The sequence below is a fragment of the Pseudomonas sp. E45-MNA-CIBAN-0222 genome, assembly GCF_040310405.1.
GTDB lineage: Bacteria > Pseudomonadota > Gammaproteobacteria > Pseudomonadales > Pseudomonadaceae > Stutzerimonas > Stutzerimonas stutzeri_AC.
Map to the genome: position 1 here is coordinate 1 of NZ_JBEOPU010000014.1, position 22,740 is coordinate 22,740.

35 protein-coding genes and 1 pseudogene are annotated in these 22,740 nt (G+C 59.4%); 28 read left to right on the plus strand and 8 right to left on the minus strand.

Annotated elements, in window-relative coordinates; all coding sequences use genetic code 11:
* Nucleotides 1–100: 100 nt before the first annotated feature.
* The 8 genes from AAEZ08_RS18640 to AAEZ08_RS18675 form a co-directional block, all read right to left on the minus strand.
* Nucleotides 101–550 carry a hypothetical protein gene (locus AAEZ08_RS18640; RefSeq protein WP_500124877.1) on the minus strand — a complete coding sequence of 150 codons (450 nt, stop codon included), beginning with the start codon at nt 548–550 and terminating at the stop codon, nt 101–103.
* Complete coding sequence (locus tag AAEZ08_RS18645) at nt 547–912, minus strand: hypothetical protein (protein ID WP_500124878.1); 366 nt, start codon at nt 910–912, stop codon at nt 547–549. The genes AAEZ08_RS18640 and AAEZ08_RS18645 overlap by 4 nt, the downstream gene beginning before the upstream one ends.
* A gap of 429 nt (nt 913–1,341) precedes the next feature.
* On the minus strand, nt 1,342–1,860 hold the full coding sequence (locus AAEZ08_RS18650; protein WP_500124879.1) for a TRM11 family methyltransferase: 519 nt from the start codon (nt 1,858–1,860) through the stop codon (nt 1,342–1,344).
* Between the two features lie 61 nt (nt 1,861–1,921).
* Entirely contained in the window at nt 1,922–2,080 is a 159-nt protein-coding gene (locus tag AAEZ08_RS18655) for a hypothetical protein (protein ID WP_500124880.1), read from the minus strand.
* Between the two features lie 643 nt (nt 2,081–2,723).
* Nucleotides 2,724–3,092 (minus strand): helix-turn-helix transcriptional regulator, encoded by a 369-nt coding sequence (locus AAEZ08_RS18660; RefSeq protein WP_368852291.1) that lies wholly within the window; start codon nt 3,090–3,092, stop codon nt 2,724–2,726.
* A 644-nt stretch (nt 3,093–3,736) separates the two neighbouring features.
* On the minus strand, nt 3,737–3,988 hold the full coding sequence (locus tag AAEZ08_RS18665) for a DUF1654 domain-containing protein (RefSeq protein WP_500124881.1): 252 nt from the start codon (nt 3,986–3,988) through the stop codon (nt 3,737–3,739).
* A gap of 318 nt (nt 3,989–4,306) precedes the next feature.
* Entirely contained in the window at nt 4,307–4,825 is a 519-nt protein-coding gene (locus tag AAEZ08_RS18670) for a type II toxin-antitoxin system PemK/MazF family toxin (RefSeq protein ID WP_500124882.1), read from the minus strand.
* The gene (locus tag AAEZ08_RS18675; protein ID WP_500124883.1) at nt 4,740–5,438 is read right to left on the minus strand and encodes an XRE family transcriptional regulator; all 699 of its coding nucleotides are present in this window, start codon (nt 5,436–5,438) and stop codon (nt 4,740–4,742) included. Before AAEZ08_RS18675 ends, AAEZ08_RS18670 begins: the two co-directional genes overlap by 86 nt.
* A 73-nt stretch (nt 5,439–5,511) precedes the next feature.
* Here AAEZ08_RS18675 and AAEZ08_RS18680 point away from each other — a divergent pair, with 73 nt between their 5' ends.
* From AAEZ08_RS18680 to AAEZ08_RS18815, 28 genes and pseudogenes are all read left to right on the plus strand, one after another.
* Complete coding sequence (locus AAEZ08_RS18680) at nt 5,512–5,730, plus strand: transcriptional regulator (RefSeq protein WP_200630569.1); 219 nt, start codon at nt 5,512–5,514, stop codon at nt 5,728–5,730.
* Between the two features lie 170 nt (nt 5,731–5,900).
* Nucleotides 5,901–6,488 carry a GIY-YIG nuclease family protein gene (locus AAEZ08_RS18685; protein WP_500124884.1) on the plus strand — a complete coding sequence of 196 codons (588 nt, stop codon included), beginning with the start codon at nt 5,901–5,903 and terminating at the stop codon, nt 6,486–6,488.
* Between the two features lie 38 nt (nt 6,489–6,526).
* Nucleotides 6,527–6,661: pseudogene (locus tag AAEZ08_RS18690) on the plus strand (helix-turn-helix domain-containing protein); the annotation flags it as partial.
* A gap of 249 nt (nt 6,662–6,910) precedes the next feature.
* Entirely contained in the window at nt 6,911–7,192 is a 282-nt protein-coding gene (locus AAEZ08_RS18695) for a hypothetical protein (protein ID WP_500124945.1), read from the plus strand.
* Entirely contained in the window at nt 7,185–8,570 is a 1,386-nt protein-coding gene (gene dnaB / locus AAEZ08_RS18700; RefSeq protein WP_500124885.1) for a replicative DNA helicase, read from the plus strand. Before AAEZ08_RS18695 ends, dnaB begins: the two co-directional genes overlap by 8 nt.
* Nucleotides 8,567–8,710 (plus strand): hypothetical protein, encoded by a 144-nt coding sequence (locus AAEZ08_RS18705; RefSeq protein ID WP_500124886.1) that lies wholly within the window; start codon nt 8,567–8,569, stop codon nt 8,708–8,710. The genes dnaB and AAEZ08_RS18705 overlap by 4 nt, the downstream gene beginning before the upstream one ends.
* Entirely contained in the window at nt 8,707–8,973 is a 267-nt protein-coding gene (locus AAEZ08_RS18710; protein WP_500124887.1) for a TraR/DksA C4-type zinc finger protein, read from the plus strand. Before AAEZ08_RS18705 ends, AAEZ08_RS18710 begins: the two co-directional genes overlap by 4 nt.
* On the plus strand, nt 8,966–9,475 hold the full coding sequence (locus AAEZ08_RS18715) for a hypothetical protein (protein ID WP_500124888.1): 510 nt from the start codon (nt 8,966–8,968) through the stop codon (nt 9,473–9,475). The genes AAEZ08_RS18710 and AAEZ08_RS18715 overlap by 8 nt, the downstream gene beginning before the upstream one ends.
* A complete protein-coding gene (locus AAEZ08_RS18720) occupies nt 9,472–9,774 on the plus strand; it encodes a nuclease domain-containing protein (protein WP_500124889.1) in 303 nt (100 codons plus the stop codon). Before AAEZ08_RS18715 ends, AAEZ08_RS18720 begins: the two co-directional genes overlap by 4 nt.
* Nucleotides 9,771–10,115, plus strand: a complete 345-nt coding sequence (locus AAEZ08_RS18725; protein ID WP_500124890.1) for a DUF3310 domain-containing protein — start codon at nt 9,771–9,773, stop codon at nt 10,113–10,115. Before AAEZ08_RS18720 ends, AAEZ08_RS18725 begins: the two co-directional genes overlap by 4 nt.
* A complete protein-coding gene (locus tag AAEZ08_RS18730) occupies nt 10,112–10,396 on the plus strand; it encodes a hypothetical protein (RefSeq protein ID WP_500124891.1) in 285 nt (94 codons plus the stop codon). The genes AAEZ08_RS18725 and AAEZ08_RS18730 overlap by 4 nt, the downstream gene beginning before the upstream one ends.
* Complete coding sequence (locus tag AAEZ08_RS18735) at nt 10,396–10,743, plus strand: endodeoxyribonuclease RusA (RefSeq protein WP_500124892.1); 348 nt, start codon at nt 10,396–10,398, stop codon at nt 10,741–10,743. Before AAEZ08_RS18730 ends, AAEZ08_RS18735 begins: the two co-directional genes overlap by 1 nt.
* Complete coding sequence (locus AAEZ08_RS18740; protein ID WP_500124893.1) at nt 10,740–11,105, plus strand: antiterminator Q family protein; 366 nt, start codon at nt 10,740–10,742, stop codon at nt 11,103–11,105. Before AAEZ08_RS18735 ends, AAEZ08_RS18740 begins: the two co-directional genes overlap by 4 nt.
* Before the next feature lie 376 nt (nt 11,106–11,481).
* Nucleotides 11,482–11,841 carry a Gp49 family protein gene (locus AAEZ08_RS18745; RefSeq protein WP_064481594.1) on the plus strand — a complete coding sequence of 120 codons (360 nt, stop codon included), beginning with the start codon at nt 11,482–11,484 and terminating at the stop codon, nt 11,839–11,841.
* A 101-nt stretch (nt 11,842–11,942) separates the two neighbouring features.
* Complete coding sequence (locus AAEZ08_RS18750; RefSeq protein ID WP_312964579.1) at nt 11,943–12,299, plus strand: putative holin; 357 nt, start codon at nt 11,943–11,945, stop codon at nt 12,297–12,299.
* Entirely contained in the window at nt 12,292–12,603 is a 312-nt protein-coding gene (locus tag AAEZ08_RS18755) for a phage holin family protein (protein WP_500124894.1), read from the plus strand. The genes AAEZ08_RS18750 and AAEZ08_RS18755 overlap by 8 nt, the downstream gene beginning before the upstream one ends.
* 99 nt (nt 12,604–12,702) lie before the next feature.
* Nucleotides 12,703–13,107 carry an HNH endonuclease gene (locus AAEZ08_RS18760; RefSeq protein WP_500124895.1) on the plus strand — a complete coding sequence of 135 codons (405 nt, stop codon included), beginning with the start codon at nt 12,703–12,705 and terminating at the stop codon, nt 13,105–13,107.
* Nucleotides 13,108–13,182: 75 nt separating this feature from the next.
* A complete protein-coding gene (locus AAEZ08_RS18765) occupies nt 13,183–13,563 on the plus strand; it encodes a hypothetical protein (protein ID WP_500124896.1) in 381 nt (126 codons plus the stop codon).
* On the plus strand, nt 13,563–15,254 hold the full coding sequence (locus AAEZ08_RS18770) for a terminase large subunit (protein ID WP_500124897.1): 1,692 nt from the start codon (nt 13,563–13,565) through the stop codon (nt 15,252–15,254). Before AAEZ08_RS18765 ends, AAEZ08_RS18770 begins: the two co-directional genes overlap by 1 nt.
* Before the next feature lie 57 nt (nt 15,255–15,311).
* Complete coding sequence (locus AAEZ08_RS18775) at nt 15,312–17,306, plus strand: phage major capsid protein (RefSeq protein ID WP_500124898.1); 1,995 nt, start codon at nt 15,312–15,314, stop codon at nt 17,304–17,306.
* Between the two features lie 63 nt (nt 17,307–17,369).
* Nucleotides 17,370–17,657 (plus strand): hypothetical protein, encoded by a 288-nt coding sequence (locus AAEZ08_RS18780; RefSeq protein WP_500124899.1) that lies wholly within the window; start codon nt 17,370–17,372, stop codon nt 17,655–17,657.
* A 34-nt stretch (nt 17,658–17,691) separates the two neighbouring features.
* Nucleotides 17,692–19,044: a phage portal protein gene (locus AAEZ08_RS18785; protein ID WP_500124900.1), complete on the plus strand. Its 1,353-nt coding sequence runs from the start codon at nt 17,692–17,694 to the stop codon at nt 19,042–19,044.
* Entirely contained in the window at nt 19,028–20,068 is a 1,041-nt protein-coding gene (locus tag AAEZ08_RS18790; RefSeq protein WP_500124901.1) for a hypothetical protein, read from the plus strand. The genes AAEZ08_RS18785 and AAEZ08_RS18790 overlap by 17 nt, the downstream gene beginning before the upstream one ends.
* The gene (locus AAEZ08_RS18795; RefSeq protein WP_500124902.1) at nt 20,068–20,361 is read left to right on the plus strand and encodes a head-tail connector protein; all 294 of its coding nucleotides are present in this window, start codon (nt 20,068–20,070) and stop codon (nt 20,359–20,361) included. Before AAEZ08_RS18790 ends, AAEZ08_RS18795 begins: the two co-directional genes overlap by 1 nt.
* Complete coding sequence (locus AAEZ08_RS18800) at nt 20,358–20,906, plus strand: head-tail joining protein (protein ID WP_500124903.1); 549 nt, start codon at nt 20,358–20,360, stop codon at nt 20,904–20,906. The genes AAEZ08_RS18795 and AAEZ08_RS18800 overlap by 4 nt, the downstream gene beginning before the upstream one ends.
* Complete coding sequence (locus AAEZ08_RS18805; RefSeq protein ID WP_500124904.1) at nt 20,906–21,466, plus strand: hypothetical protein; 561 nt, start codon at nt 20,906–20,908, stop codon at nt 21,464–21,466. The genes AAEZ08_RS18800 and AAEZ08_RS18805 overlap by 1 nt, the downstream gene beginning before the upstream one ends.
* Nucleotides 21,463–21,897, plus strand: coding sequence for a hypothetical protein (locus tag AAEZ08_RS18810; protein ID WP_278397744.1), 435 nt, complete (start codon nt 21,463–21,465; stop codon nt 21,895–21,897). The genes AAEZ08_RS18805 and AAEZ08_RS18810 overlap by 4 nt, the downstream gene beginning before the upstream one ends.
* Before the next feature lie 23 nt (nt 21,898–21,920).
* Nucleotides 21,921–22,709: a hypothetical protein gene (locus tag AAEZ08_RS18815; protein ID WP_500124905.1), complete on the plus strand. Its 789-nt coding sequence runs from the start codon at nt 21,921–21,923 to the stop codon at nt 22,707–22,709.
* Nucleotides 22,710–22,740 lie beyond the last annotated feature (31 nt).

Below are 22,740 nucleotides of genomic sequence, written 5' to 3' on the forward strand. Positions count from 1 at the left end.
TGGTAACAAAATCAGCAATCCGCCCTGGGTCAAATTTCAATCGGCAGGGTGGGTCAATTTTCCATCAGCGCCAACACGTCATGCTTCAGGTTATGAATATTCATGGCTGCTCTCCTTGCAGGGAGGCGTCAATGGCGGCGTCTACGCACTCGCGGAGTGCGCCCCTGATAGAGCTAAATGCAATCTTCCCGGTATCCTCGCTTTCGGCACTGACGACGTATCCGCCCAGCCAGTCCAGCCGCTCGGAATCCTTCCGCAACGCATCCCGTTCGGCCTTCAGCGTCTCGATCTCAGCTAGCAATGCTTTTCGCGTGACCTCTGCGGCATCCATGTAGTCGTTCTTATGCTCGCGCAGGTTGGCAGACACGCGCTGCTCAACCTTGATATCGCTCTTGGCTATCAGCAGTGCACGCTCAACCGCATCCCGCTCAGCGAGAAGGGCGCGATTCCGAGCGACCTGATCGTCCAGAAGGGCCTGCAGCTGCATGCGCTGGTCGGCTTCCTTTGCCAGTCGCGCCTTGAGCTTGTCGATGTAGCGATTCGTGCTCATGCCGCCTCCCGCTTGCTCTGTTCGATCTGCTCTGCCTTGCTGCGCAACTGCGCCGCGTGGTGTTCGATGAATGCCGCTTGCTGCTTGTCGATGCTCCAGACGATCTCGTTCAGGGCCTCGTCTAGCCATTCGTTCGAATAGCCAATGCGGCTGCGCAGGGCGTCCCACTTGCCGGAGCAGATGGACAGGATCAGCGCCTTGGCCAGAGCTGCCGGCACCTCAAGCTTGTCCTCGCAGAACTCGGCGTAGGCCTGCATGGTTGATTCGTGGAGGCTGTCGAGCGCGGCCAGAACCTGCTCTGCCTCGGAAACGCTGTCATCCGGGCACGGGTATTCCCGAACCCCTGGTTCGTGTCTGTACATGGTGGATACCTCGGTTGCCCGGATGGGCGGTGGAAGGGTGATGCGATGCATCGGGGAGCGGCCTGTGCGGACTTGAACCGCCTCTCACTGGTTACACCAGTCGCATATCTCACGCAGGATCGGTATCTAGAATTTCCCCTGCGCCCCTTTTGCTAGCATCTCCTAGATGCTTTCAGGCCGCTCCCCGATGCAGGCTCGTTACGTGAGCCATTCGGCCTGCTACCGATTCCCGGCAGGCGCTAGGCAGGAGTTGTCTTCCGTGACGCCGGATCGGCTCCAGCTGAGTCTGTGGCGCTACCAGCACCGGGCGCCCTCGGTTATTACAGGCCCGTTAGGGTCTGGCCTGGCTGGCTCAGGGTTTATGGCGCCACCACTCCCACGCATACAGCGCAGCTAGTACGCAGATGAGGAGGAGGGCTTGGGGTAGGGTTAGCATGGCGTGCTCGGCTTCATAAATACGAGCCAGTGGGTAAATCCTGCCCGCCCGCTGACTTGTCCAAACATTGGAGCACAAGGCGCGAGTGATAAAACCTCGCTCACCTTCACTTGCGTTTCGTTCCATTTGAATACGAGAACGCCTTCAGGCTTTAGCACTCTCCAGCACTCAGCGAATCCGCTACGCAGGTCGTCTCGCCAGTCATTGCTCAGCTTTCCGTATTTGGCTGCTAGCCAGCTTCTCGGGCCTGCGCGCTCAAGGTGCGGCGGGTCAAATGCGACTAGGCGAAAGGAGGAGTCAGGGAATGGGAGGTCGCGGAAATCCATCATCAAGTCAGGATCAATAACCAAGCTGCGCGTGCCGTTCTGCCGTCCGTTGCTGCGGTCTGTGACTACCACCGTCTCCCGGCGTATGTCGCCAAAAATGGCTCGTGGATCGGACTTATCGAACCACATCATCCGACTGCCGCAGCAAGGGTCTAGCGCGAGAGGCATTTGCGTCCATTCGCTCATCTCATCCTCCTATGTGCTGATGGGTGCCCGCTGCAGCCTGTAGCCAAGCGGCGGGGCGGGGTTAGGCGTACTGCTTGACCATCAGCTCGCGGGCTTGCTGTGCCATCCAGTAGGAGTCGCCGGCCGGCTTGGTGCCGAAACGTTTATCGTTTGCCATCAGGTAGCGCGCCTGGCTGTGTTCGCGGATCAGCTCGGCAACGCTAGGGATCTTCTGCTTCATGTTGTCGCTCCGTTTCGTTTGTGAATTCATCGCCGCCCCACCGTAAACGGCAGATCGGCGCGCTGGCCTACCGCCTGTCTTCCATACGGGAACTGCTCTGTGGCCCTGTCCTTGGGTACTAGCGATAGGGCGGGTCGGGGTTGCGCGGGTTGCGCTGGTTGCGCGGATTGCTTGGTGGGCTTCATACGTGCCTCCTTGAAGTGCTAAGGAATCCTTGGTAGTTCGTTTCGGTTGTCTTCCCAATGGCCACTCTTGCGAATGGCCTGAAATCGACTCAGGCATTACTTGATGCCGCGTTTGGCGTAGAAGTAATCCGTCGAACTGACGATCCATCCGCCAAGCCTGCATCGGAGGACTGGCAAGCTGCCTAGGTGTGGGTAGTGAATAAATTCACATCCGATCTCTGCAGGGTCAGCTTCCGCCAGCGACTCATGTGCTGGCCAAGAAGGCAGGCTATCTACGGTCCACTTAGCCATTTCGCGGCGCCGGCTATTCATGCCTGGCCAGCCCGAACTTCTCATGGAACGCCTGCACGCTCATCCTTGCGTGCCCGCCGCATAAGCGATCTCGGTAGTCGCAAAAGTTGAAGTACAGCGCTCTCAGCTCGTCTCCATTTAGCTCTCGCATCTGCATGTCTCCGTTGTTAAGCCGCCAGTTGCGCCTCATCAAGACGCTGCACGCGGGTCAGCGTCTGCTGCCGTGGTGCGTCTGGGCGGCGCATAGGCTGCATCGGTGTCGAGTGTCCGCCGCCTACCAATAACGCCAGCACCAGCGGGGCGATGATTCCCCGGCGCATGGCTTCAAGGCAGAGGCCGCGAGTGGTGCGCTGGTTGCCCAGCTTGAAGCGGGCGTCGTCCAGCTGCTGCTTGACGGTGTAGTGGCTGCAGTCCATCAGCCGGGCGATTTCCTTTGCCGTCTTGTCTGTTGCCGCCCAGAGAACGGCCAGCAACTGGCGCGGTGCCAGGCCTTCGCCGAGGCGTCCTTGCCAACCATCAATTTGGATTGTGTCCATCGTGGTTCTCCTTGCTTTGGGTCTTGCTGCTTCCCAATGCACCCTGTCGCCAAGGTGCATCAGGAAACGACTCGCTCGTTGTCTTGCGCTCCGTCCCCGCTGCTGATTGCAGGTCGTGAGTCGTCAGTGGGTTGGCATCGGGGCTTCCTGTTCACGTCGCTCGATCAGCGTTGCGGCGTGGTCATCGGCAAATACAACATGCGGCGCACAGCCCCTGGCGCCCGGTTAAGTAGGCACACCACATGAGGTCCGGCGCTCCTCATAGCCGAGGCTCGGAGCGCTAATTCGATTCTGTTTCAACTCGCTGCACCGTCCGGGTCATCCTCTCGGTTCGGTCATCACCTCGCGCACCGTCTTCCCCTCTACGGCTTTCGGTGCGCGCCGGTCGCCTTCTGGCGCAGCGTCTTGTTGATCCTGACTTTCTGTCGCCCCACAGGATCTGGCCGGGGCTGTCTTGCCGATCGCTCGGCTAACTGTTCATGGCGCATGCTGTTAAAGAGCGTTCCGGGTTGCCCCGAGGCCTCTCGGCCTGTCGTCGCTGTGTTTCGCTTCGATGGGTGAACATTACAACTAGAAATTGTAGCTTGCAAGTGGAAATTGTAATTTTCTTCAAAGAAAAGCCCGCTCAGTGGCGGGCTATGGTTTCAGTGTTCTGATCCGGTCCAGATGACGTGGACGCTTCCATCTGGCCTTCGGCGCATGGTCACGTTGTCTGCCTGTTCGATCTCTTCGAGAAGGCGCTCCCAGTCATCCTGGCGATCATCCGGGCACGGCCGGAGATTGGCCTGGCGCTCGCGCTGCGCGGTAGGCGCCGTGATGGTGAGGTTTACGCGCCGCACTAGGCGGCTGTAGCTGGAGAGCTGGCGTTGATTGGTGACGACTGCTGGTCCTGGCATGTGAATCCTCCTTACTGCTGGATATCCACACAGTAATTGTGAGGGTTTCACCGGGCAAGAGGAAACATGGTGGCCGGTTGCCACATGTAAAGAAGTGGCTCAGACCAAAGTAGGAGAGGGCTTGAAGCGCTGCACCAGAAAAGCAAAACCCGGCCGTAGCCGGGTTTCAGGCACCATCTAGGATTGCGACTCCAGAAGATGGCGGCCACCTCTCGGTGGACTTAAAGCCCGATGCGAAAGCAGAGCGGGAACGGAGGTAAATATAGGCCTTGAGGTGCATTTGCGTCAATGCACGAATGCACGAATGCGTTACACAGCTTAAACCCGGTTTACGAGATGCGGGAAGCCCAAAGCCGTGAGCATGCAACGCTGGATGGCAGCCAGATCTTCTGGGTCGACGTACTGATTTACGTACTGCCGCTGCCCTCCGGCATCCTGATACCAGGGAAGATTCAGCCGGTAAAAACCTACTGTATAGATCATGTCGCACTTCACCCAAACGCTCGGCTCCGGGTAAGGAGCTGGTAGCGGCGGGTCTATCGACAAGTTGTAGTGATAAGGCTGCTCCGGCCGAGGCGCGGTTGTGCTGATGGGCAGGATAGTGCACAGGCCTGATCTGCCTCGGAGTCGTGGCGACATCACAATAGCTGGCCGTCGCTTCACAATTTCAGGGGCTTTCAGTCCTTGAAAATCGCAGATAACAATCTGTCCAGCGGGAGGGTGAAACGGTAATGACATCCTTGCGCCCTTACTAAACCCTAGCCCTGCTCGGCGGCACGATGGCGCCGACCGAATGGATGTGCTCGATTTGCTCCGTGGGGATGTTGCGGATCGCATGGCCGTTCACTGAAAGCAGGCTGACTTCCGCCTCGTTGCAGTAGAGCAGCCGCTTCAACATGCTCTCGCCTTCCGTGGTGCGAACCATGACGTACTCGCCTGGGAAGTAGTCCCGATCCGGCTCGATGACTGCGACCCAGCCGCTATGGATCGCCGGCTCCATCGAGTCACCCTTGAGGCGTAGCGCATAGGCGCTGGCGTCGCGTGAGTAGGCATCCACGGTGCCGTCAGCTTCTTCCAGGGCATACCAATAGCCCTCGGCACCCATCTGTGCAGTGCCGACGATAGGGATAGCGCGGTACGGGCTGACGATTGGCGGGCCTTGCTCGACGTTCGATTCCAACTGGCCAGTAATTCGCTGGAATTCGCCTTCAATAGCATCGTCTGACATCAGTTCGCCGACTGTTGCGCCCAATACGCCAGCCAGCTTCTTCATCTTCTGCTGGCGAGGCACGTTCTTCCCGGCCTCCCAGGCCTGTACGGACTGAGGGGTCACGCCCATTTCGCGGGCCAGTTCTGACTGGTTCCAGCCCTTCTGTTCGCGCAAGAGCGCGATGCGTTTTCCGATGCTGTTCATGCCGCTAACGATACAACCGCCGGTTGTAACTGGCATTGCAATTCTCCCTTGTAAAATCCTCTGCATCCCTGTAACTTTGCGTTGTAGTTCGAGATAAACGGAGTTCCACATGAACGAAAACGCCGCCACTCGTGCTGCGGCTGCAGCGGGTGGGCAGTCAGCTCTCGCCAGGCTTCTTGGCTGTTCTCCTCAGGCCGTACAGCGCATGTGCGCTACCGGTCGAGTACCAGCCGAACGTGTTTTGCAGATCGAGGCGGCCAGCGGCGTTTCTCGTCACGAGCTTCGTCCTGATCTGTACCCGAAGTCGCGGAAGCGAGCTGCTGCATAAGAGACATCCCTGTCAGTGGTTTCCATGGTTCCCATCTTAGGACCAACGGATCGGACAGGTAAGCGAAGCGGAGAGGGTGTTGGTTTATCCAGTACCTGATTCTGCAGGCGAAAAAAAGCCCGGAGGCAACCGGGCTCTCAACAGCAACAACACAGGAAGGAATTTAGCACATGACTTACGGATTTATCTACTGCCTAGGTAACCCAGCGATGCCGGGCATCTTCAAGATCGGTATGACCGAGCGTGCACCGGCTCAGCGCTGCATTGAGCTGTCCGCATCGACCAGCGCCCCCTTTCCGTTCGACATCCTTTGCTTCGGCCAGGTTGAAGAGCCGCGGAGCACGGAGGCAGAGATTCACGAAACGTTTTCAGCCGTTCGGGTTAATGAGTGCCGTGAGTTCTTCAGGGGTCCGTACTCCGACATTCGCGAAGTAATCAAGAGCTACAGCGAAGGGTTTGCTGAGACTAGCTTCGGAGGTGAGGCACTACAGCGCGAAGACCTGATGTCGGCCTTCCTGATCCACGAGGACATTGAGAAAAAGGCAGAGGCACTTATTGCTGCCGCTCACTTTGAGGGGATCACCTTCTGGAAAGAGGCTGGAGAGCTTCGCATGAATGGTCTCCTGCTTCCTTCCTCGTGGATTTCAGGCGCAGTGCACATGCTTCGCTCTCAGCTGGTCAGCCTGGTTTCTGAGAAAAAGCAGAGCCACTTGGCGGTCGTCGCTGCGAAGGTTTGCGCAGAGGAGATCGACTGGTGAGCACAATCATTATGACTCAGTGCTGGTCTCTCCAGTCCATGTCTGCAGCTCAGAAGGCCGTCCTGATCTCGCTTGCAGACAACGCAAACGACGAGGGTGTGTGCTGGCCTGCGATTAGCACCATCGTTAAGCGTACCTGCCTCTCAGAGCGCGCTGTGCGTAACGCTATCCGCTGGCTGGAAGACTCGAAAGTCCTGACTAGCCATCAGCGTCATGGCCGTTCCACTTGGTACACCGTCACCCCGGCATCTTATGCCCCCGGCACTAAATGCCCCCCGGCACTAGATGCCGCCCCACCCCGGCATGACGTGCCCCCCACCCCGGCACCAGATGCCCCCAGAACCGTAAAGGAACCATCAATTGAACCGCAAGAAGGTGCTAGCGCACCTGTCGCCAAGTCGCCCCGCAAGGTTTCGGTTCCAGTGCAAGCGATTGTCGACCTGTTCAACGAGACGCTTCCTGAGTTGCCAACCGTCGTCCTGATCAACAAGGGCCGCCAGGCCACCGTGAAGGCCCGCTGGAACGACAGCGAGGTTCACCAGGATCTGGACTTCTGGCGCGATTTCTTCGAGTCGGTACGCAGCAGCGACTTCCTGATGGGCAAGACCAAGGGCCGCGACGGCCAGCCTTTCCGCTGCAGCTTCGACTGGCTGCTGTGCCCGTCCAACTTCGTGAAGGTCGTCGAGGGTAACTACCATGCATGATCCCTACAGCCTCGAAGCCGAGCAGGGCGTCCTTGGCGCGATGATGATCCGCCCCGAGCTGATCGACACCCTGGCCGACGGCCTGACCCCGAGCGATTTCTACTTCGCCGACAACGAAGAAGTGTTTCGCGCAATCCTTGAGATGCACGGCAAAGGCCAGGGCGTCGATTACATGACCGTCGCCGAGCACATCGGCACCCTGCAGAGCGGCGATTTCGCCCTGGGTTACACGGCCACCCTGCACAAGAACACCCCAAGCGTCGCCAACGCTTCGACCTATGCCCGCATCGTCGCAGACCGGGCCACTGAGCGCGCCCTGATGACCTGCGGCGAGCGTATCCACGAGATCGCCTGTAGCGATCAGGATGTGGCCGACAAGGTTGCCGCGGCTCAAGCCGAGGCGATGGCAATCCAGTCCGGCGTCGGTGATGACGAAGTGGTCATGGCTGCCGACATCCTCAACGAGCAGGTTGAGGTGTGGCAGGAGCGCCAGGATCGCCACACCCGCGGCGAAACACTGATCGGCCTGTCTACCGGCCTGACTGATCTGGATGAGATCACTGGAGGCCTGCAGCCCGAGCAGCTGATCATTGTTGCCGGCCGTCCTGCGATGGGAAAAACAACCATCGCAATGGGCTTTGCCGCTGATGCAGCAATCCGCCAGGGCAAATCGGTTCTCGTCTTCAGCCTGGAAATGAGCAAGGGCCAGCTGATTGACCGCATGACTGCAGCAGAGGGCAAGGTCCCGCTGAAGCTGATCAAGAACGGCACCGCGGCTTTCGACTACGGCTCTCAGATGATTGCAGCCGGTGCGCTGATCAAGCGTGCTCGCCTGGCCATTGCCGACCGGGCCGGTCTGACCATGAACCGCATTCGGGCAATCGCTCGCAAGCACAAGATGCGCCGCGGCCTTGACCTGATCGTCATCGACTACCTGCAGCTTCTTGACGGCAACGGCGGTAGCGGTAACCGCACCGAGGAAGTGAGCGCCATGAGCCGCGGCGCCAAGTTGCTAGCTCGCGAGCTGAAGATCCCGGTGGTGATGCTCTCCCAGCTCTCCCGCAAATGCGAAGAGCGCCCGAACAAGCGCCCGATTCCGGCTGACCTGCGCGAGTCCGGTGCCATTGAGCAGGACGCTGACGTGATCCTCTTCGTCTACCGCGACGAGGTTTACAACGAGAACAGCGAATACCGCGGCGTCGCCGAAATCATCATCGGCAAGGGCCGTGACATTGAAACCGGAACCGTTCGCGCGTCCTTCCGTGGCGAGATCAACCGCTTCGACAACCTAGCCGCGGGCTGGCAAGAGCCAGAAGACCGTCCGGCCAAGCCATCAAAAGTCGCCTCCCTGGCCGGTCGCTACGGGAGCCGCACATGAAGCACATCAACGAACTTCTCGAAGCAAGGCTCGAGCAAATGGAGCCCCAGCAGGAGACGGCCATGAACCGTATGCGTATTCGAAACCTACTCGCCAAGGTTCGCGCCAAGCGCGCCGATCGCCGGAGGGCTGCAGCATGACCGACTTCATGGAAATCACCGAAGCCTTCCACCAGGCCCGCACAGCCCCCGATGTAACAGACCGCGCTACTGGTCTAGAGGAAGCGGATCGTATCGGTGGCGTGGCGATGGTGCGTGAACGGCTGCAGGGGCAGGGCGCTGAGTTCTGTGCCGACTGTGACGAGCCTATCCCCGCCAAGCGTCGCGCTGCTGCTCCGTGGGCAGAGCGCTGCATCTCCTGCCAGGACGACCACGACAAGCGGGAGGCGCGCCGCCATGGCTAAAGCCACTAAGGCGATGCCGGTCTACCTGACCCTTCGCAAGATGATCGACCCAGCTACCGGAAAGGAGCGCGCCGCATTCGTGGCCGCTTCCGATGCCGATGCCGCGCTGATGACCGAGCGCGGCTTCAAGCTCAACGCCAGGGTTCGCGCCGACCTCAAGCAGCCCCGCAACGAGCGATTCAACCGCCTGGTGCACGGCCTGGGCCGCGTACTGGTCCAGAACATCGACCGCTTTGCCGGTATGCAGGCCCACGCAGCCATCAAGGAGCTGCAGGCCGAGTCGGGCGTGTACTGCGACCGGGAAGAGTTCGACATTCCCGGCCTTGGTCGCCTGAGCCGCCTTGTTCCGCAAAGCCTCGCGTTCGATTCGATGGGCGAGGAGGCATTCCAAGACTTCTGGCGCGGCTGCTGCGCGTATCTCGTCGCGACCGACTGGCCGACGCTCACCGAAGAGCGACTGACCGAGATGGCCGAGTTCGAGACGTTCCGGGAGGTGGCATGAGCCGAATAGTCAGCAAAAAACTGCGCGATTCGGCTCGCGGCCAGTCCTGCACCCTTCGCCTGCCTGGCTGTGGATTCGATGACGGCACGGTCGTTCTGGCCCATCTGCCGTGCGGCCAAAAGGGAATGGGCATGAAGGGGCCGGACCAGATTGCCTGCTTCGCCTGCGACCACTGCCACTCGGTGCTCGACGGGCGCCGCAAGGGCGAAATCACCGAGGGCGACATGCTGCGCGCCCTGGCTGAAACACAACTGATCTGGTTCCGCGAGGGGCTGCTGACTGTGAAAGGTGCTGCATGAACGACGAAATCAACAACCCGAGCCATTACATGCTGTTCCCTGACATGGAAGCCATCGACGTAATCAAGGCAGCCCTGACCCCCGAGGAGTTCGCCGGCTACTGCAAGGGCAATGCTCTGAAGTACCGGCTGCGCGCTGGCGAGAAAGGCCCGGTTGAGAGGTGCATCGCCAAGGCCTGCTGGTATCAGAACAAGCTGCGCGAGGTGACCCGCGCCGACTTCGGCCAGCAGAACACCCTCGACTACCGCACCGTGCATGGAGGCTTGGAAAGGGTAGAGATCGCCCCTGAGGTTCTTGATGAGCTTACCCGCCAGTTCGCTGTGAATAGGGGTAGGCCATGAAGATTTCTCGAATCGACGTACAGGCGAGGCTAGGCGATGACGCTATCTGCGGACAGTGCTGGATCGACCGAGACGAGCCGTTCGGCTGCGCCTGCGAAGGCTTGCTGGTCGGTCAAGCTGCCGGGCCGGAAACCCTTCGCCATGGTGGGCGCGAAGATGACCGAAGCCGAGGCGCTGGAGACGGCGCGCAGGATCTGGCCATCGGCATTAGTGTCGTGATGGATCGTGTGTGCGAGTGCGCCGGTTGCGGTTGTGGTCCGGCTGAAGGCGAGGGCGCGTGATGCTTGAACTTCCATGGCCACCGAAAGAGCTTTCGCCCAACGCCCGGACCCACTGGGCCAAGCGCAGCAAGATCGCCAAAAACTACCGCGCTGCGTGCCATGTGCTGTGCAAGGCGGCCGGAATAGTCGCGCCAGAGGGAAAAATGCTGCTGATCATGGAGTTCGTGCCGCCAGATCGGAGGCGCAGGGACGATGACAATCTTCTCAGCAGCATGAAGGCTGGCAGGGATGGCCTTGCAGACGCGCTGGGCATTGATGACCACCGATTCGTTACACAGATCAGCATCAGCGACGAAACCACCAAGGGCGGCACCGTACGCGTCCAGATCAGAGGGGTAGCAGCATGAAAGACATGAGCACCGAGTATCTGCTGCGTGAATGGGGCGTATGGGTTCGCTGCCAGACCGGAGTGCCGAAGTATGTCTCACCATCCTATGCCCTGATGCGCGACAAGATGGGTGACACTGGCGGGGAGGTTCCTCAGATCCAGGAAGAGACGGCCATGATGATTGACCGTCTGGTGTGCCGGATGGCTGCTCGCTACCACGAAGCCGCCTATGCACTGTTCCTGTGGTATCGGCACAGCATGACCAGCTATCGCCAATTGGGCCGAGCGATGGGCGTTCACCACAACAAAGCAGAGATGTACCTGACTGCTGGGATTGCCTGGGTAGACGCTATGCTCTGCAGTTACGCTGAGGCCGCTTAAATTTACATGTAAAAAGACTAGACGTGGCGCCAGTTGTATGTGAGTATTCCCACAAATTGCGGTTTTACCGCTTCACAAGAGCCCGGCCATTGAGTCGGGCTTTTTTGTGCCTAAGTTTCGGGCGCTAAAGACCGTTTGAATGGCTCGCCACCATGCGCCCAACCCAGCAATACATCCGCCATGCCTCTGACCATTTGGAGAAACACCTCAACATGGTCATGCACAAGTCGCGCGGATATTCATTCGCACCGCATCGCGCACTAAGGTGCAGCACCACGGCAGCTTACGCGGCCTAACGTGCAATGCAGTGCAACCCTATTCCGGCCTCGCCTAGTGCGGGGCTTTCTTGTTATCGCACCCATTAGAGGAAGACGCGATGCCGACCAATGAAGCAGCACTCGAGCAAGAGATCCAAGCCAAAGGCCTGAATGCGCCACGACTTACGCCTGACCTGATTGATTCAGTTATTGCCAGTGAGTGGTACATCAACGCTGGAGAAGGCGTTGCGGCCGATGAGTTCCAGCCACCAGTTCCCGCCAGCCATCCTCTTCGGCAGTTAACTTTCTGCGTTCTGGTCCTCAAGAACGGCTTCACCGTCACTGGTGAGAGTGCATGTGCCTCGCCAGAGAACTTCAACGCCGAGATCGGCCGGAAGATCGCCCGCGACAACGCACGCAACAAGATATGGCTGCTGGAAGGCTACTTGCTCCGCCAGCGCCTGCACGAACAGGGCTAAGCCCGACCCTATTCCGGCCCCATGCCTGCCTCCTTGCTCATAGGCGGATCGCACGCGCATGCGAGGCCGGACCAATTCGATACACACCCAGGACATTCCATATGGCTGAACCGACCTCTACCGGTATCGCAGTTGCCGGCGCGTTCGGGGCAGGCATTGCCGGTGTGCTCGCTGGAGTGGATAGCGCCGCTGCTGTCGGCTCGCTGTGTGGCTCGGTGATCTACTTCATCAGCTCCAAAGAACTGCAGATGCCCGAGAGGCTGGCGTACTTCCTGATCTCGTTCGTGATGGGCTACCTACTGGCGCCCGCGATCACTGGTATCGAAGCATGGGGCATCAAGCCATTCACAATGCCAGCGCCTGCAGCATTCGGCGCATCGCTGATGGTGGTAACGATTTCCCTAGCAGCCCTAAAGCGCAAAGGGCGCTCGCCCATAGATGGTGGCTTAGATGGCTAACTCTCTGACCTACGCAACCCTGATCCTCTGCCTGGTGATGTTCGTTCGCCTGTTCACCTACCAGAGAGGCGATTCCCAGTTCCGGCGTGACGTGTCAGTCATGGCCGCGCTGATCATGGCCTGCTGCGGTGCGACTGCGATCTACATCGTGTCCGGCGATCTGCGCATTCCCTATCAGGCGTGGCCACTGGTACTGCTACTGGCCGTCCTCGCTGCCTCGCTAATGCGCTGCGGCGGGAACATGAGCAAGGTGCTGCGTCACCCCATCGAATGGGATGGGCACGAACGCAGGCGCCGACAGTGAAACGCCTCCACGCCACCCTCCTGCTACTCCGCATAGCCGCCTGTATCGCTGTGATGATCGGGAAAGAGGTGTGGGTGGCAGCTCGAAGGGAGTGGAAGAATGGGCGCAAAGCCGCTTAAGCCATGCGCAACTCCTGGATGCTCAGCCCTGGTAAGGGGAACAGCTCACTGCCCGCCTCACCAAGTAGCAGCAGACGAGCGACGCGCATCTCACATGAAGAAGATTCACGCCTCGTACAACCAGAGGCGTGATGATTCGGACAAGTTCTACAAGTCGCAGGTATGGCAAAGATTCAGAGCGGTCTACCTGCAGCAGCATCCTCTGTGTGTGGAATGCCAGCGTCACGGACGTGTGAAGGCAGCAGTAATTGTCGACCACGTCATCCCTTTCAAGAAGGCCCCAGAGAGAGCGCTAGACGCGAGCAACATGCGAAGCCTATGCAGGGCATGTCACAACCGCGTGGGCGAGCGTGTGGGCCTCACAGGAGGGGCGGGGGTAGGTTAAAACCTCTTTCGAATCGGTTCCCGAACGACGGGGGGAGCCTCTTTTTCATCTCCACAAAATTCGAAGTCCCGAAAAATGGCCAGACCACGCAAGCCGACCAATGTCCTCGAGCTGACGGGGGCGTTCAAAAAGAACCCCAGCCGCGCACGCCAGGACGCTGACACGGTAGGGCCATTGACCGACGCGCCCGCCCATCTCGGCGGTGCCGCCTTGCATGCCTGGAACGAGATCGCGCAGTACGCGCCGCTTGACGTGTTGACCGACTCCGATCGGATCGCGCTCGAGGTGGCTGCGAATCTATTGGCTCAGTTCCGAGACGATCCAGTCGAGTTCCCGTCCACCAAGCTTGTCCGCCTCGAAGCGCTGCTCGGTAAGTTCGGAATGACCCCGGCTGACCGCGCCAAGGTCGGCGGAAAGAAAGAGGCGCCAAAGGGCAACCCCTTCGCGAACCTGTAATGGCAGGAAAGACCAAGTATCCCGGCGTTAAAGCTGCGGAGGATTACGCGCGCGCCGTTGTTTCAGAAAAGATCGTTGCCTGCAAGTGGATACAGCTCCTCTGCAAGAAGCATCTGGACGAGCTGGAGCTATCCAAGCAGGACGATTACCCGTACTGCTTCGACCCTGCCAAGGCTGAGCGTGTCGCCAAGTTCCTGCAGCTGCTGCCCCACACCAAGGGCAAATGGGCCGGAAAGCGCGAACTGATCAAGCTAGAGCCTTGGCAGCTGTTCTCGGTGTGCATCCCGTTCGGCTGGCTGCGCAAGAAGGACGGCACCCGACGCTATAGAACATTGCTGGTCTTCGTGCCGCGTAAGAACGGAAAGTCAATCATCGGCGGCGGTCTTGGCGTCTATATGTTCGTCGCTGATGGCGAGTTCGGCGCCGAGGTATACAGCGGCGCGACAACCGAAAAGCAAGCATGGGAGGTCTTTCGGCCTGCTAAGCAAATGATCGAGCGGACGCCAGAGCTTCGCGATCACTACGGCGTCGAGGTGAATGCCTCTAACATGGTTTGCCTGTCGGACGGATCTCGATTCGAGCCTGTGATCGGCAAGCCAGGCGATGGCTCGTCTCCCTCCTGCTCCGTGGTCGACGAATACCACGAGCACCAAGATTCAACCCTGTTCGACACGATGGAAACGGGCATGGGCGCCCGCGAGCAGCCGATCATGCTAGTGATTACCACGGCAGGATCGAGCATCGGCGGGCCTTGTCATCAGCTGGTACGTGATTCCGAGCGCATGCTCGAGGGTGTGATCGACCGTCCCGATCTGTGGCCGGCGCTCTACACCATCGACCAGGGCGACGATTGGACGTCTGAAGACGCTTTGCGAAAGGCGAATCCGAACTTCGGCATCTCAATTAGCGAAGATTTCCTACTGGCTCGCCAGCGTGACGCCATGCAGTCGGCAACGAAGCAGGCGACATTCCGAACCAAGCACTTGAACGAGTGGGTCGGTGCGAAAAATGCCTGGCTGAATATGCTGCGCTGGCGAGAGGCGCCGGCACGCAAGAGCTTGTCCGAACTCGAAGGTCGCCCGTGCTTCATCGGGCTCGACCTGGCTAGCAAGATCGATATCGCCGGCAACATTCTGGTGTTCCCTCCAGTTGCTGACGATCCGCTCTGGCATGTGCACGGCCGGTACTACCTGCCGGAAGCGCGCGTGATCGAGGAGTTGGATAGCAACACGGCGCGGTATCGGGAGTTCGATGCGCTCGGCTTGCTCACCCTGACTGATGGCGAGGTCATCGACTTCGAAGTCATCAAGGAGGATCTACGCGAGTTCGCCGGGCGGTTCGATGTCCAGCAGGTCGCCTATGACCCCTGGCAAGCCACACAGATTGCGCAGGAGATGCAGGCTGAGGGGATGGTCATGGTTGAGGTGCGCCAGACGGTGCAGAACATCAGCGAGCCAATGAAGGAACTGGAGGCGCTGACGCTCCGCAAGGTGCTCGCTCATGGTGACTGCCCGATCCTCACTTGGATGGCCTCTAACGTCGTCGCCAAGCTGGACGCGAAGGACAACATTTACCCGAACAAAGAGCGACCCGAGAACAAGATCGACGGGGTCATTGGTTTGATCATGGCGATCAGTCGAGGGATGGCACGTCCCGCACCTGAGCCTGAATACAAGATGATCTTCCTGTAGCAATCAACCAGAAGAAAGCCCGCTTAGAGCGGGTTTTTCCGTTTTATGGAGTCCGTAATGGACAAAAGAGCCTATAGCACGCTGCATATCAAGGCGGTGGACGATGACCTGCGCGAGATCGTAGGCATTGCCAGCACGCCTGGCACTGACCGGATGGGCGATGTTGTAGAGCCGTCCGGCGCAGAGTTCACGCTTCCGATTCCGCTTCTGTGGCAGCACCGCCACGACGCGCCAATTGGCCAGGTTGTATCGGCCAAGATCGTGAAGGGGGGCATTGAGATACGCGCAAAGCTGGTTGCGCCTACTGAAGGCATGCCAAGCCAGCTGATTGCCCGACTTGATGAAGCCTGGCACTCGATCAAAACCCAGCTTGTCCGCGGCCTGTCGATCGGGTTCAACGCCATCGAATACAGCTTCATGGACAACGGTGGGATTCACTTCACCCGCTGGGACTGGCACGAGCTTTCGGCCGTGACTATCCCGGCAAACGCAAGTGCATCCATCACCGCTGTTAAATCCCTCGATCAGAAGCAGCGCGCCGCGCTTGGCGAAAAGCTGCTTCCGGTTGTTCGTGCTCTACCCGCCGGCGCTTCGGCATCCGTCAACAAATCAATCAAAAATCCGAAGCCCCAGGAGGGCCGAGAAATGAAAACCATCGCTGAACAAATCGCTGAATTCAAGCAAACCCGTCAGGCCAAGTCGGTCGAGATGGAAGGCATCATGACCAAGTCGGCAGAGCAGGGCACCACCCTGGATGCTGAGGAGTCCGAACAGTTCGACACCTTGCAGGCTGAGATCGAGTCGATCGACAAGCACATCTCCCGCCTGCTCACCATGCAGAAGGCCCAGGCAGCCAATGCCAAGCCTGTGAGCGAAGACCCGCGCGGCGAGAAGTCCCTGGAAATGACCAGTGGCCTGCAAGTTCGCGCCAAGAACACTCAGAAACTGGAGCCTGGCATTGCCTTCGCTCGCGCTGCAAAGTGCCTGGCGCTCGGCCACCTCGAGCATCGCGATGCTATCCAAATCGCCAAGTCGCTTTATGACGGTCAGGAGTCGATCATTGGCGCAACTCAGCGTCTGGTGACAAAGGCTGCTGTTGCACCGGCTACGACCACTGACGCGTCCTGGGCTGGCGCTCTCGTTGGCCCGCAAGGCGACGTTTTCGCAGACTTCATCGAGTATCTGCGCCCGCAAACCCTGCTGGGCCGTTTCGGCCAGGCCGGAATCCCAGATCTGCGCCGCGTTCCTTTCCGTGTTCCCCTGATCGGACAGACTTCTGGCGGTGATGGTTACTGGGTAGGTGAAGGCCAGGCCAAACCGCTGACCAAGTTCGACTTCTCTCGCACCACGCTTGAGCCGCTGAAGGTTGCCAACATCGCAGTTGCCACCATGGAAGTCATTCGTGATTCCAGCCCGGCTGCTGACTTCATCATTCGCGACCAGTTGTCCGCCGCGCTGCGTGAGCGCCTGGACATCGACTTCATCAATCCGGCCAAGGCTGCAGTAGCTGGCGTCTCTCCAGCTTCGATCCTGAACGGTGTTGCCGGTATCCCTTCCAGCGGCAACGATGCTGATGCGATCCGCACCGACGTACGCGCTCTGTTCATGTCCTTCGTGGCTGCCAACAACGCACCGACCTCGGGCGTATGGGTGATGAACTCGGCCGCGGCACTGGCCCTTAGCATGCTGCGCAACCCGCTCGGCCAGAGCGAGTTCCCGGGCATCACCATGAACGGCGGCACTTTCGAGGGCCTGCCGGCCATCGTGTCCGAATACGTGCCTTCCGGCATCGTTGCTCTGGTCAACGCCTCCGACATCTATGTCGGCGACGAAGGCGGTATCGACTTGTCGATGTCCACCGAGGCTTCTCTGCAGATGGACAGCGCGCCGGATAACCCGACCAGCGATACCACTGTCATGGTCAGCCTGTGGCAGCGAAACCTGGTTGGCTTCCGAGCTGAGCGCTCCATCAACTGGGCTCGCCGCCGCGCTTCCGCAGTGGCTTACCTCACCGGCGTGGCCTGGGGTACGCCTGAAGTCGCAGCTGGCTAAACGAGCCGTTTGGCTCAAGGGGCTGCCTAGCGGCCCCTTCTACGAGACGGCACGGAGAACGACATGAAAGTAGATTTCACACACAAGACAGGCCGAATCCAGCCAATGAGCCGTAGGGATGCAGAAATTCTGCAGCGCCTGGGGCGTGGCACCTACCTGACCCGCGATATGCGAGCAAGCACTTCACTCGTTCCTTCCTCGACGCCTGTCGAGCCGCCGTCCGATGAGCTCGATGCATTGAGCGCTGAAGAACTGCACAGGCTGGCAAAAGAGCGCGGCGTTGAGGTCCACCACCGCGCCGGTGCTGACAAGGTGAAAGAAGCTCTGCGTAAAGCGCAGTCTGGCAACTAAGCGGAAGACGACTATGCGGATTTTTGGAGTTCATATGCCGTTCACCGGCAAGCAGGAGAAGGCATTATCTCCGGCTTCTGGCGGCAGCGGCTGGTGGCCGATGATCCGCGAGCCGTTCACCGGAGCATGGCAGCGGAACATGGAAGAGCGCGTCGACACGCTCATTCAGTACCCAACGCTATACGCCTGCATTGCCCGGATTGCTCAGGACATTGGCAAGCTGCCGTTTATGATGAAGGCGCGGCAGGCCAGCGGTATTTGGGTAGAGGTCACCGTTGACTCAATCAGCCGAGTCCTACGAAAGCCGAACCACTACCAGACCCACCAGCAGTTCCGTGAGGCCTGGCAGCTTTCCAAGCTAACCCAGGGCAATACCTACGTACTTAAGGAACGCAACAATCGCGGCGTCGTGGTTGCTCTATACATCCTTGATCCAATGCGCGTCATGCCTTTGGTATCGGATTCAGGTGAGGTCTTTTACCAGCTGTACGTCGATAACCTCAACATGCTCGGCGAAGACCAGCAAATGCTGGTAGCTGCGTCGGAAATCATTCACGACCGATGCATATGCCCGTTCCACCCATTGATCGGGCTCCCGCCAATCGCGGCGGCGAACTGGCCTGCTCTGAAAAACATGCGAATCCTGCGCTCATCGGCCGAGTTTTTCGGAAATGGTGCCCAGCCTTCGGGAATTCTGGCGGCGCCGGGCGCTATCAGCGATGACACGGCAAAACGCCTGTCCGCATATTGGAATGAAAACTTCTCCGGAAAGAACTCGGGCAAGGTTGCGGTGGTTGGCGATGGCTTGAAATTCGAGTCTCTGTCGGCTAAGTCAGTTGATGCTCAGATGGTCGAGCAGCTCCGCTATTCGGATGAGCAGATATGCCAACCGTTTGGTATCCCGCCGTTCAAAGTTGGAATCGGCTCAATTCCTGCCGGCCTAAAGGTCGACGACATCAACCAGCTTTACTACTCCGACGCTCTTCAGGCCTCGATCGAAGCCATGGAGACACTGCTTGATGAAGGGCTGAGCGTTCCTGATCGACACGGAGTCGAGCTGGATCTATGGCCATTGCTGCGGATGGATATGCAGAAGCAGGCAGAGGTAGAGGGCGCGTTGGTGAAAGGGTCGATCAAGAAAATCGACGAGGCCCGCAAGAATTTCGATCTTGCTCCGGTCGAGGGCGGCGATTCGATCTACATGCAGCAGCAGAACTACAGCCTTGCAGCACTTGCGCGTAGAGACGCACAGCCTGACCCGTTCAACCCTGCTGCAACCGAACTCCCTGTCGGACTCATCGAGCCCGCCGACGAAGAAATCAACGAACAGGCCCGCATGCTGGCGTTCCTGATTGAAAAGGAGATGACCAGTGCACAACTTGCGTGAGCTAGAGGCCCAGGCTAAGGCATTGGCGCCGGTATTTTCCAAGCTGCTCGACCAGGCGGGAGCTGCTATCCGTAAGGAATTCAAGCAGCAACTGGATGAGCGCGATCAGGTGATCAAGTCGCTGAAGCAGGACCTCGAGTCCATGCAGATCGATGAAGATTCCATCGTTCAAAAGCTGCTGAAGGCTATCCCGCCACCGAAGGACGGTGAGCCTGGCGCTGATGCGGACATGGATGCTCTGAAATCCCATCTTGAAGCATTGGTGAAAGCATTGCCGGCGCCTGAAAACGGCAAAAGTGTGACCGCAGAAGAGCTGATGCCGCTCATATCTGAGGAAGTGGGCAAGGCCGTTGCTGGGATTCCTAAGCCTGAAAACGGCAAGTCAGTTTCGGCTGAAGACGTTCAGCCAATGCTCGCTGAAATGGTTGCTGCGGCCATCAGGTCCATTCCAGAGCCGAAGCCGGGGAAAGACGCCGATATGGAAGCGCTACGCCTCCATTTGGACAACCTTTTCAAAGGATTCGAGCCGCCAAAACCCGCCAGCGCAGAAGAAATTGCCGCTAAATTCGAGCGCAGATTCTCTGATTTGGTGCTTTCTTGGGAGCGTCAGGCCCGCGACACCTTCGACAAGGCCGCTGATCGCATGCCTGTACCGAAGGACGGCGAAAACGGCCGCGATGCTCTGCCACTTGAATCCTTCGACCTTTCGCTTTCAGAAGATGGCCGCACGGTAACTTTTAAGCTTCAGGCCGGTGAAACGATCATCGAGAAGTCATTGAGGATCGCAGCGGTGCTGGATCGCGGCGTGTATTCGAGCGAGAAGGCTGCCAAGTACGAGCGGGGCGACGGCGCCACTTATGGCGGTTGCTATTGGATTGCTCAGAAAGACGCGCCTGAAGGGGTGCCGGGAAGCTCTGCAGACTGGCGTCTTGCAGTGAAGAAGGGGCGTGACGGCAGGGACCTGCGCGACAGTGCTTCCAAGCATGATCCAGCCAAACCGGTGAGCATTCGGAGCGACCTCTAATGGCAATAATCACGCTGGCCGAGGCGAAGATTCACCTCCGGATGGAGGATGAAACGCACAACGACCCACGAATCATGCAAAAGCTAGAGCAGGCGTCGGCGATAGTAGTGGATTACCTCAAGCGTCCGGAAGATAGCTGGGGTATTGAGCCTGATGATGAGCAGGCGCCGTTCCCAATCAAGGCGGCGACCTTGCTGGTTATGGGAATCCTATTCACTGATGAGCAGGCGGACCCAATATCTCCAGCAGTTAGGAGTTTGCTGGTTCGCTACCGGGACCCGGCCCTGGCATGAAATACGGACAACTGAAGCATCGAGCATTGATTTATGAGGTAAACGCAGACCTTAAAGCGGTCGATCTGGGCGGGGTATGGCTTGAAATTCAGGCCAAGGAGTCGGCAGATCCTGCGTTCCCGGTAGGGCTGCGTAGCCCGGCAAGGATTGATATCCGCGCCTGGTATAGCGAGAGGCTAGTACAGGGCCGCTACCTGAAGCATGAAGAGCGGCTGTTCCAGATCACCAGCGCCCGCGACGTGATGGGAACGAAAGCGGAGCTGCGCATCACCGCTGACGAGTTCATCGGCCAGCCTGCCCAGTACCGGCCGCAAGAAGGCGTCCCGGTGCCGTGCCGTGTGCACCTCACCCATGAGGCGCCATATCGCGACGAACTGGGGCAGGTCACTGACTACCGAACTCGCGCCGAGGTGGCGCTGATCGAGGTCGGTCGCCCGCAGCCTGATGACCAGCTGCTGGTTGGTGGCACGCTGTACAACGTGATCGCCTATGCCGACGAGTCGGACGACGGCGTCGTGCGTGGGCTTTGGCTGGAGGGCGTCTGATGCAGGTTTCGGTCAAGATTACCGGATTGGACATGGCGCGAGCACGGCTTGCGGAGGTCAGTCGCCAGGTCGATCCGGTGCTGCGCGGTGCGCTGAACACCACTGCAACAAAGGCGCGCACAGTTCGCTATGTGAACCCTCTGCGCGGCTCGCTGACGCCGGTTTACAGCCGCCGAGCACTGCGCGTGAAGCGTGCGCGTGGTCGGCTTACCAACGCCCGAGTCATCCCGTCCAGCTCCGGTGTGCCCGTAACGCGGTATCTCGGCTGGGGCTACAGCAAGATCAGCGCGACTCGAGCCCGTATCTGGGTCAAGGGTCCGAAAGGGCACAAGGTTGCAGCTGGCTTCGTTAACCCGTCGAGCTTCAGCCGAATGCCTTGGAGCACGCGCATCAAGGTACGTGGTGCGGCGAAAGGCTTCTTGGCTCCAGCGCTCGGCCCTTCGGTCGCGTACTGGTTCAAGCAGCTCACTGACGGCCAAACCATCCGCTGGACGAACATCTTCCTGCAACAGGAATTCGAGAAGCGGATCAGGCGAGAGATTGCAAAGGGGGCGCGATGACCAAGGCCAGCGATATCAGCCAGGGCCTGCGCTCCCGGCTTGAACAGATCAAGCCCGCCAACGGCTTCCACACCGAACTCCAGCGCGTTTACGGCCCGACGGAAAAACCTACAGACAAGGCGCCGCTGCCACTCGCGCTAATCCGCCCGCAGCACGACGCCAAGACCAGCGCGGCCGGAGTGCAAGCGACGCGGGTGCGCACCTATGAGATCGAAGTCCAGTTCTCCAAAAGCGCGGATGAGGCGGCGCTATCGGCCGTGCACGTCGACATCCTTCGGGCGCTCGGCTTTGGCCAGGACCAGCCCGAACGCAAATTCCCCGGGCTACTTGAAGAAGACGACCAGGCTGAGTTCCGCTTCGCCAGCGCTGGCGAAACCACCCACAGCATCACCCTCACCATCGGCGTGCTGTACGTCGAGAGCTACAACTGACGGCCGCAGGCCAGGAGAACCCCATGAGTCTGATGAACTACACCCAGCTGTTCCGCGGCCCGATCTTCGTCTCCGCGTGGCCGAACTGGAACTTCGAGGAAGTGTTCAAGCTGCAGAACGTTACCGCTGAACCGACCACGACCGAAATCACCATCAATGACCCGACCCGTATCGGGCTGCCGCCGCTGGACAGCGTGACCTCCACCAGCGAAATCAACCTGACCGGCGAGGCGGTCTCCTTCAGCCCTCGCGCCGCCGCTATTGCCATGTACGGTTCCGTCACCCAGGTGCCGAGCGGCTCGGTAGCCGGTGAGGAACATGCTGCCTTTATCGATCGCGCCATCATGCTGGCCAACATCCCGCTTGAAGTCACTGCGGTGACCAGCGAGGACGGGGCAACCACCTATGCCCGCAACGTGGACTACGCGGTCGGCCCCTACGGCATTCGCATTCTGCCGGGCGGTCCGCTGGCCGCCGCCATCGCAGCCACCACTCCGCCGGAAGGTGAGCTGCGCAGCCTGCCGATCCTGGTGGACTACAGCTACCCGACCGTGGATGTCATCAAGCCATTCACCACCGGCCAGAAGTTCTACCGCGTGATGACCGGCCAGACCAACGAAGGCGGCAACGGCGAGAAGCGCCGCATCCAGTGCTTCTACTGCAAGATCGCTCTCAACGGCGGTGTGCCACTGAACCAGGGGGCAGAGTTCGGCACCATCCCCGTGCAGATAAAGCTACTGGCCGACCCGAACATCATGGACGCCGACGAAGCCGCCATGTGGCAGTGGGAAGTGCAGAACACCATCGCCTAAGCGCCCGAGTCCAAGCCCATCGGATCGGTGG

Bases quoted from the DNA above. Each gene is read 5' to 3' on its own strand.
- AAEZ08_RS18760 (WP_500124895.1), top strand. From the start codon at position 12,703: ATGGGCGCAAAGCCGCTTAAGCCATGCGCAACTCCTGGATGCTCAGCC.
- AAEZ08_RS18710 (WP_500124887.1), top strand. From the start codon at position 8,707: ATGACCGACTTCATGGAAATCACCGAAGCCTTCCACCAGGCCCGCACA.
- AAEZ08_RS18795 (WP_500124902.1), top strand. From the start codon at position 20,068: ATGGCAATAATCACGCTGGCCGAGGCGAAGATTCACCTCCGGATGGAG.
- AAEZ08_RS18730 (WP_500124891.1), top strand. From the start codon at position 10,112: ATGAAGATTTCTCGAATCGACGTACAGGCGAGGCTAGGCGATGACGCT.
- AAEZ08_RS18770 (WP_500124897.1), top strand. From the start codon at position 13,563: ATGGCAGGAAAGACCAAGTATCCCGGCGTTAAAGCTGCGGAGGATTAC.
- AAEZ08_RS18800 (WP_500124903.1), top strand. From the start codon at position 20,358: ATGAAATACGGACAACTGAAGCATCGAGCATTGATTTATGAGGTAAAC.
- AAEZ08_RS18685 (WP_500124884.1), top strand. From the start codon at position 5,901: ATGACTTACGGATTTATCTACTGCCTAGGTAACCCAGCGATGCCGGGC.
- AAEZ08_RS18650 (WP_500124879.1), bottom strand. From the start codon at position 1,860: ATGAGCGAATGGACGCAAATGCCTCTCGCGCTAGACCCTTGCTGCGGC.
- AAEZ08_RS18805 (WP_500124904.1), top strand. From the start codon at position 20,906: ATGCAGGTTTCGGTCAAGATTACCGGATTGGACATGGCGCGAGCACGG.
- AAEZ08_RS18645 (WP_500124878.1), bottom strand. From the start codon at position 912: ATGTACAGACACGAACCAGGGGTTCGGGAATACCCGTGCCCGGATGAC.
- AAEZ08_RS18735 (WP_500124892.1), top strand. From the start codon at position 10,396: ATGCTTGAACTTCCATGGCCACCGAAAGAGCTTTCGCCCAACGCCCGG.
- AAEZ08_RS18725 (WP_500124890.1), top strand. From the start codon at position 9,771: ATGAACGACGAAATCAACAACCCGAGCCATTACATGCTGTTCCCTGAC.
- AAEZ08_RS18775 (WP_500124898.1), top strand. From the start codon at position 15,312: ATGGACAAAAGAGCCTATAGCACGCTGCATATCAAGGCGGTGGACGAT.
- AAEZ08_RS18785 (WP_500124900.1), top strand. From the start codon at position 17,692: ATGCCGTTCACCGGCAAGCAGGAGAAGGCATTATCTCCGGCTTCTGGC.
- AAEZ08_RS18765 (WP_500124896.1), top strand. From the start codon at position 13,183: ATGGCCAGACCACGCAAGCCGACCAATGTCCTCGAGCTGACGGGGGCG.
- AAEZ08_RS18750 (WP_312964579.1), top strand. From the start codon at position 11,943: ATGGCTGAACCGACCTCTACCGGTATCGCAGTTGCCGGCGCGTTCGGG.
- AAEZ08_RS18660 (WP_368852291.1), bottom strand. From the start codon at position 3,092: ATGGACACAATCCAAATTGATGGTTGGCAAGGACGCCTCGGCGAAGGC.
- AAEZ08_RS18810 (WP_278397744.1), top strand. From the start codon at position 21,463: ATGACCAAGGCCAGCGATATCAGCCAGGGCCTGCGCTCCCGGCTTGAA.
- AAEZ08_RS18815 (WP_500124905.1), top strand. From the start codon at position 21,921: ATGAGTCTGATGAACTACACCCAGCTGTTCCGCGGCCCGATCTTCGTC.
- AAEZ08_RS18740 (WP_500124893.1), top strand. From the start codon at position 10,740: ATGAAAGACATGAGCACCGAGTATCTGCTGCGTGAATGGGGCGTATGG.
- AAEZ08_RS18655 (WP_500124880.1), bottom strand. From the start codon at position 2,080: ATGAAGCAGAAGATCCCTAGCGTTGCCGAGCTGATCCGCGAACACAGC.
- AAEZ08_RS18675 (WP_500124883.1), bottom strand. From the start codon at position 5,438: ATGCCAGTTACAACCGGCGGTTGTATCGTTAGCGGCATGAACAGCATC.
- AAEZ08_RS18665 (WP_500124881.1), bottom strand. From the start codon at position 3,988: ATGCCAGGACCAGCAGTCGTCACCAATCAACGCCAGCTCTCCAGCTAC.
- AAEZ08_RS18670 (WP_500124882.1), bottom strand. From the start codon at position 4,825: ATGCGATCCGCAACATCCCCACGGAGCAAATCGAGCACATCCATTCGG.
- AAEZ08_RS18755 (WP_500124894.1), top strand. From the start codon at position 12,292: ATGGCTAACTCTCTGACCTACGCAACCCTGATCCTCTGCCTGGTGATG.
- AAEZ08_RS18745 (WP_064481594.1), top strand. From the start codon at position 11,482: ATGCCGACCAATGAAGCAGCACTCGAGCAAGAGATCCAAGCCAAAGGC.
- AAEZ08_RS18705 (WP_500124886.1), top strand. From the start codon at position 8,567: ATGAAGCACATCAACGAACTTCTCGAAGCAAGGCTCGAGCAAATGGAG.
- AAEZ08_RS18680 (WP_200630569.1), top strand. From the start codon at position 5,512: ATGAACGAAAACGCCGCCACTCGTGCTGCGGCTGCAGCGGGTGGGCAG.
- AAEZ08_RS18640 (WP_500124877.1), bottom strand. From the start codon at position 550: ATGAGCACGAATCGCTACATCGACAAGCTCAAGGCGCGACTGGCAAAG.
- AAEZ08_RS18780 (WP_500124899.1), top strand. From the start codon at position 17,370: ATGAAAGTAGATTTCACACACAAGACAGGCCGAATCCAGCCAATGAGC.
- AAEZ08_RS18720 (WP_500124889.1), top strand. From the start codon at position 9,472: ATGAGCCGAATAGTCAGCAAAAAACTGCGCGATTCGGCTCGCGGCCAG.
- AAEZ08_RS18715 (WP_500124888.1), top strand. From the start codon at position 8,966: ATGGCTAAAGCCACTAAGGCGATGCCGGTCTACCTGACCCTTCGCAAG.
- dnaB (WP_500124885.1), top strand. From the start codon at position 7,185: ATGCATGATCCCTACAGCCTCGAAGCCGAGCAGGGCGTCCTTGGCGCG.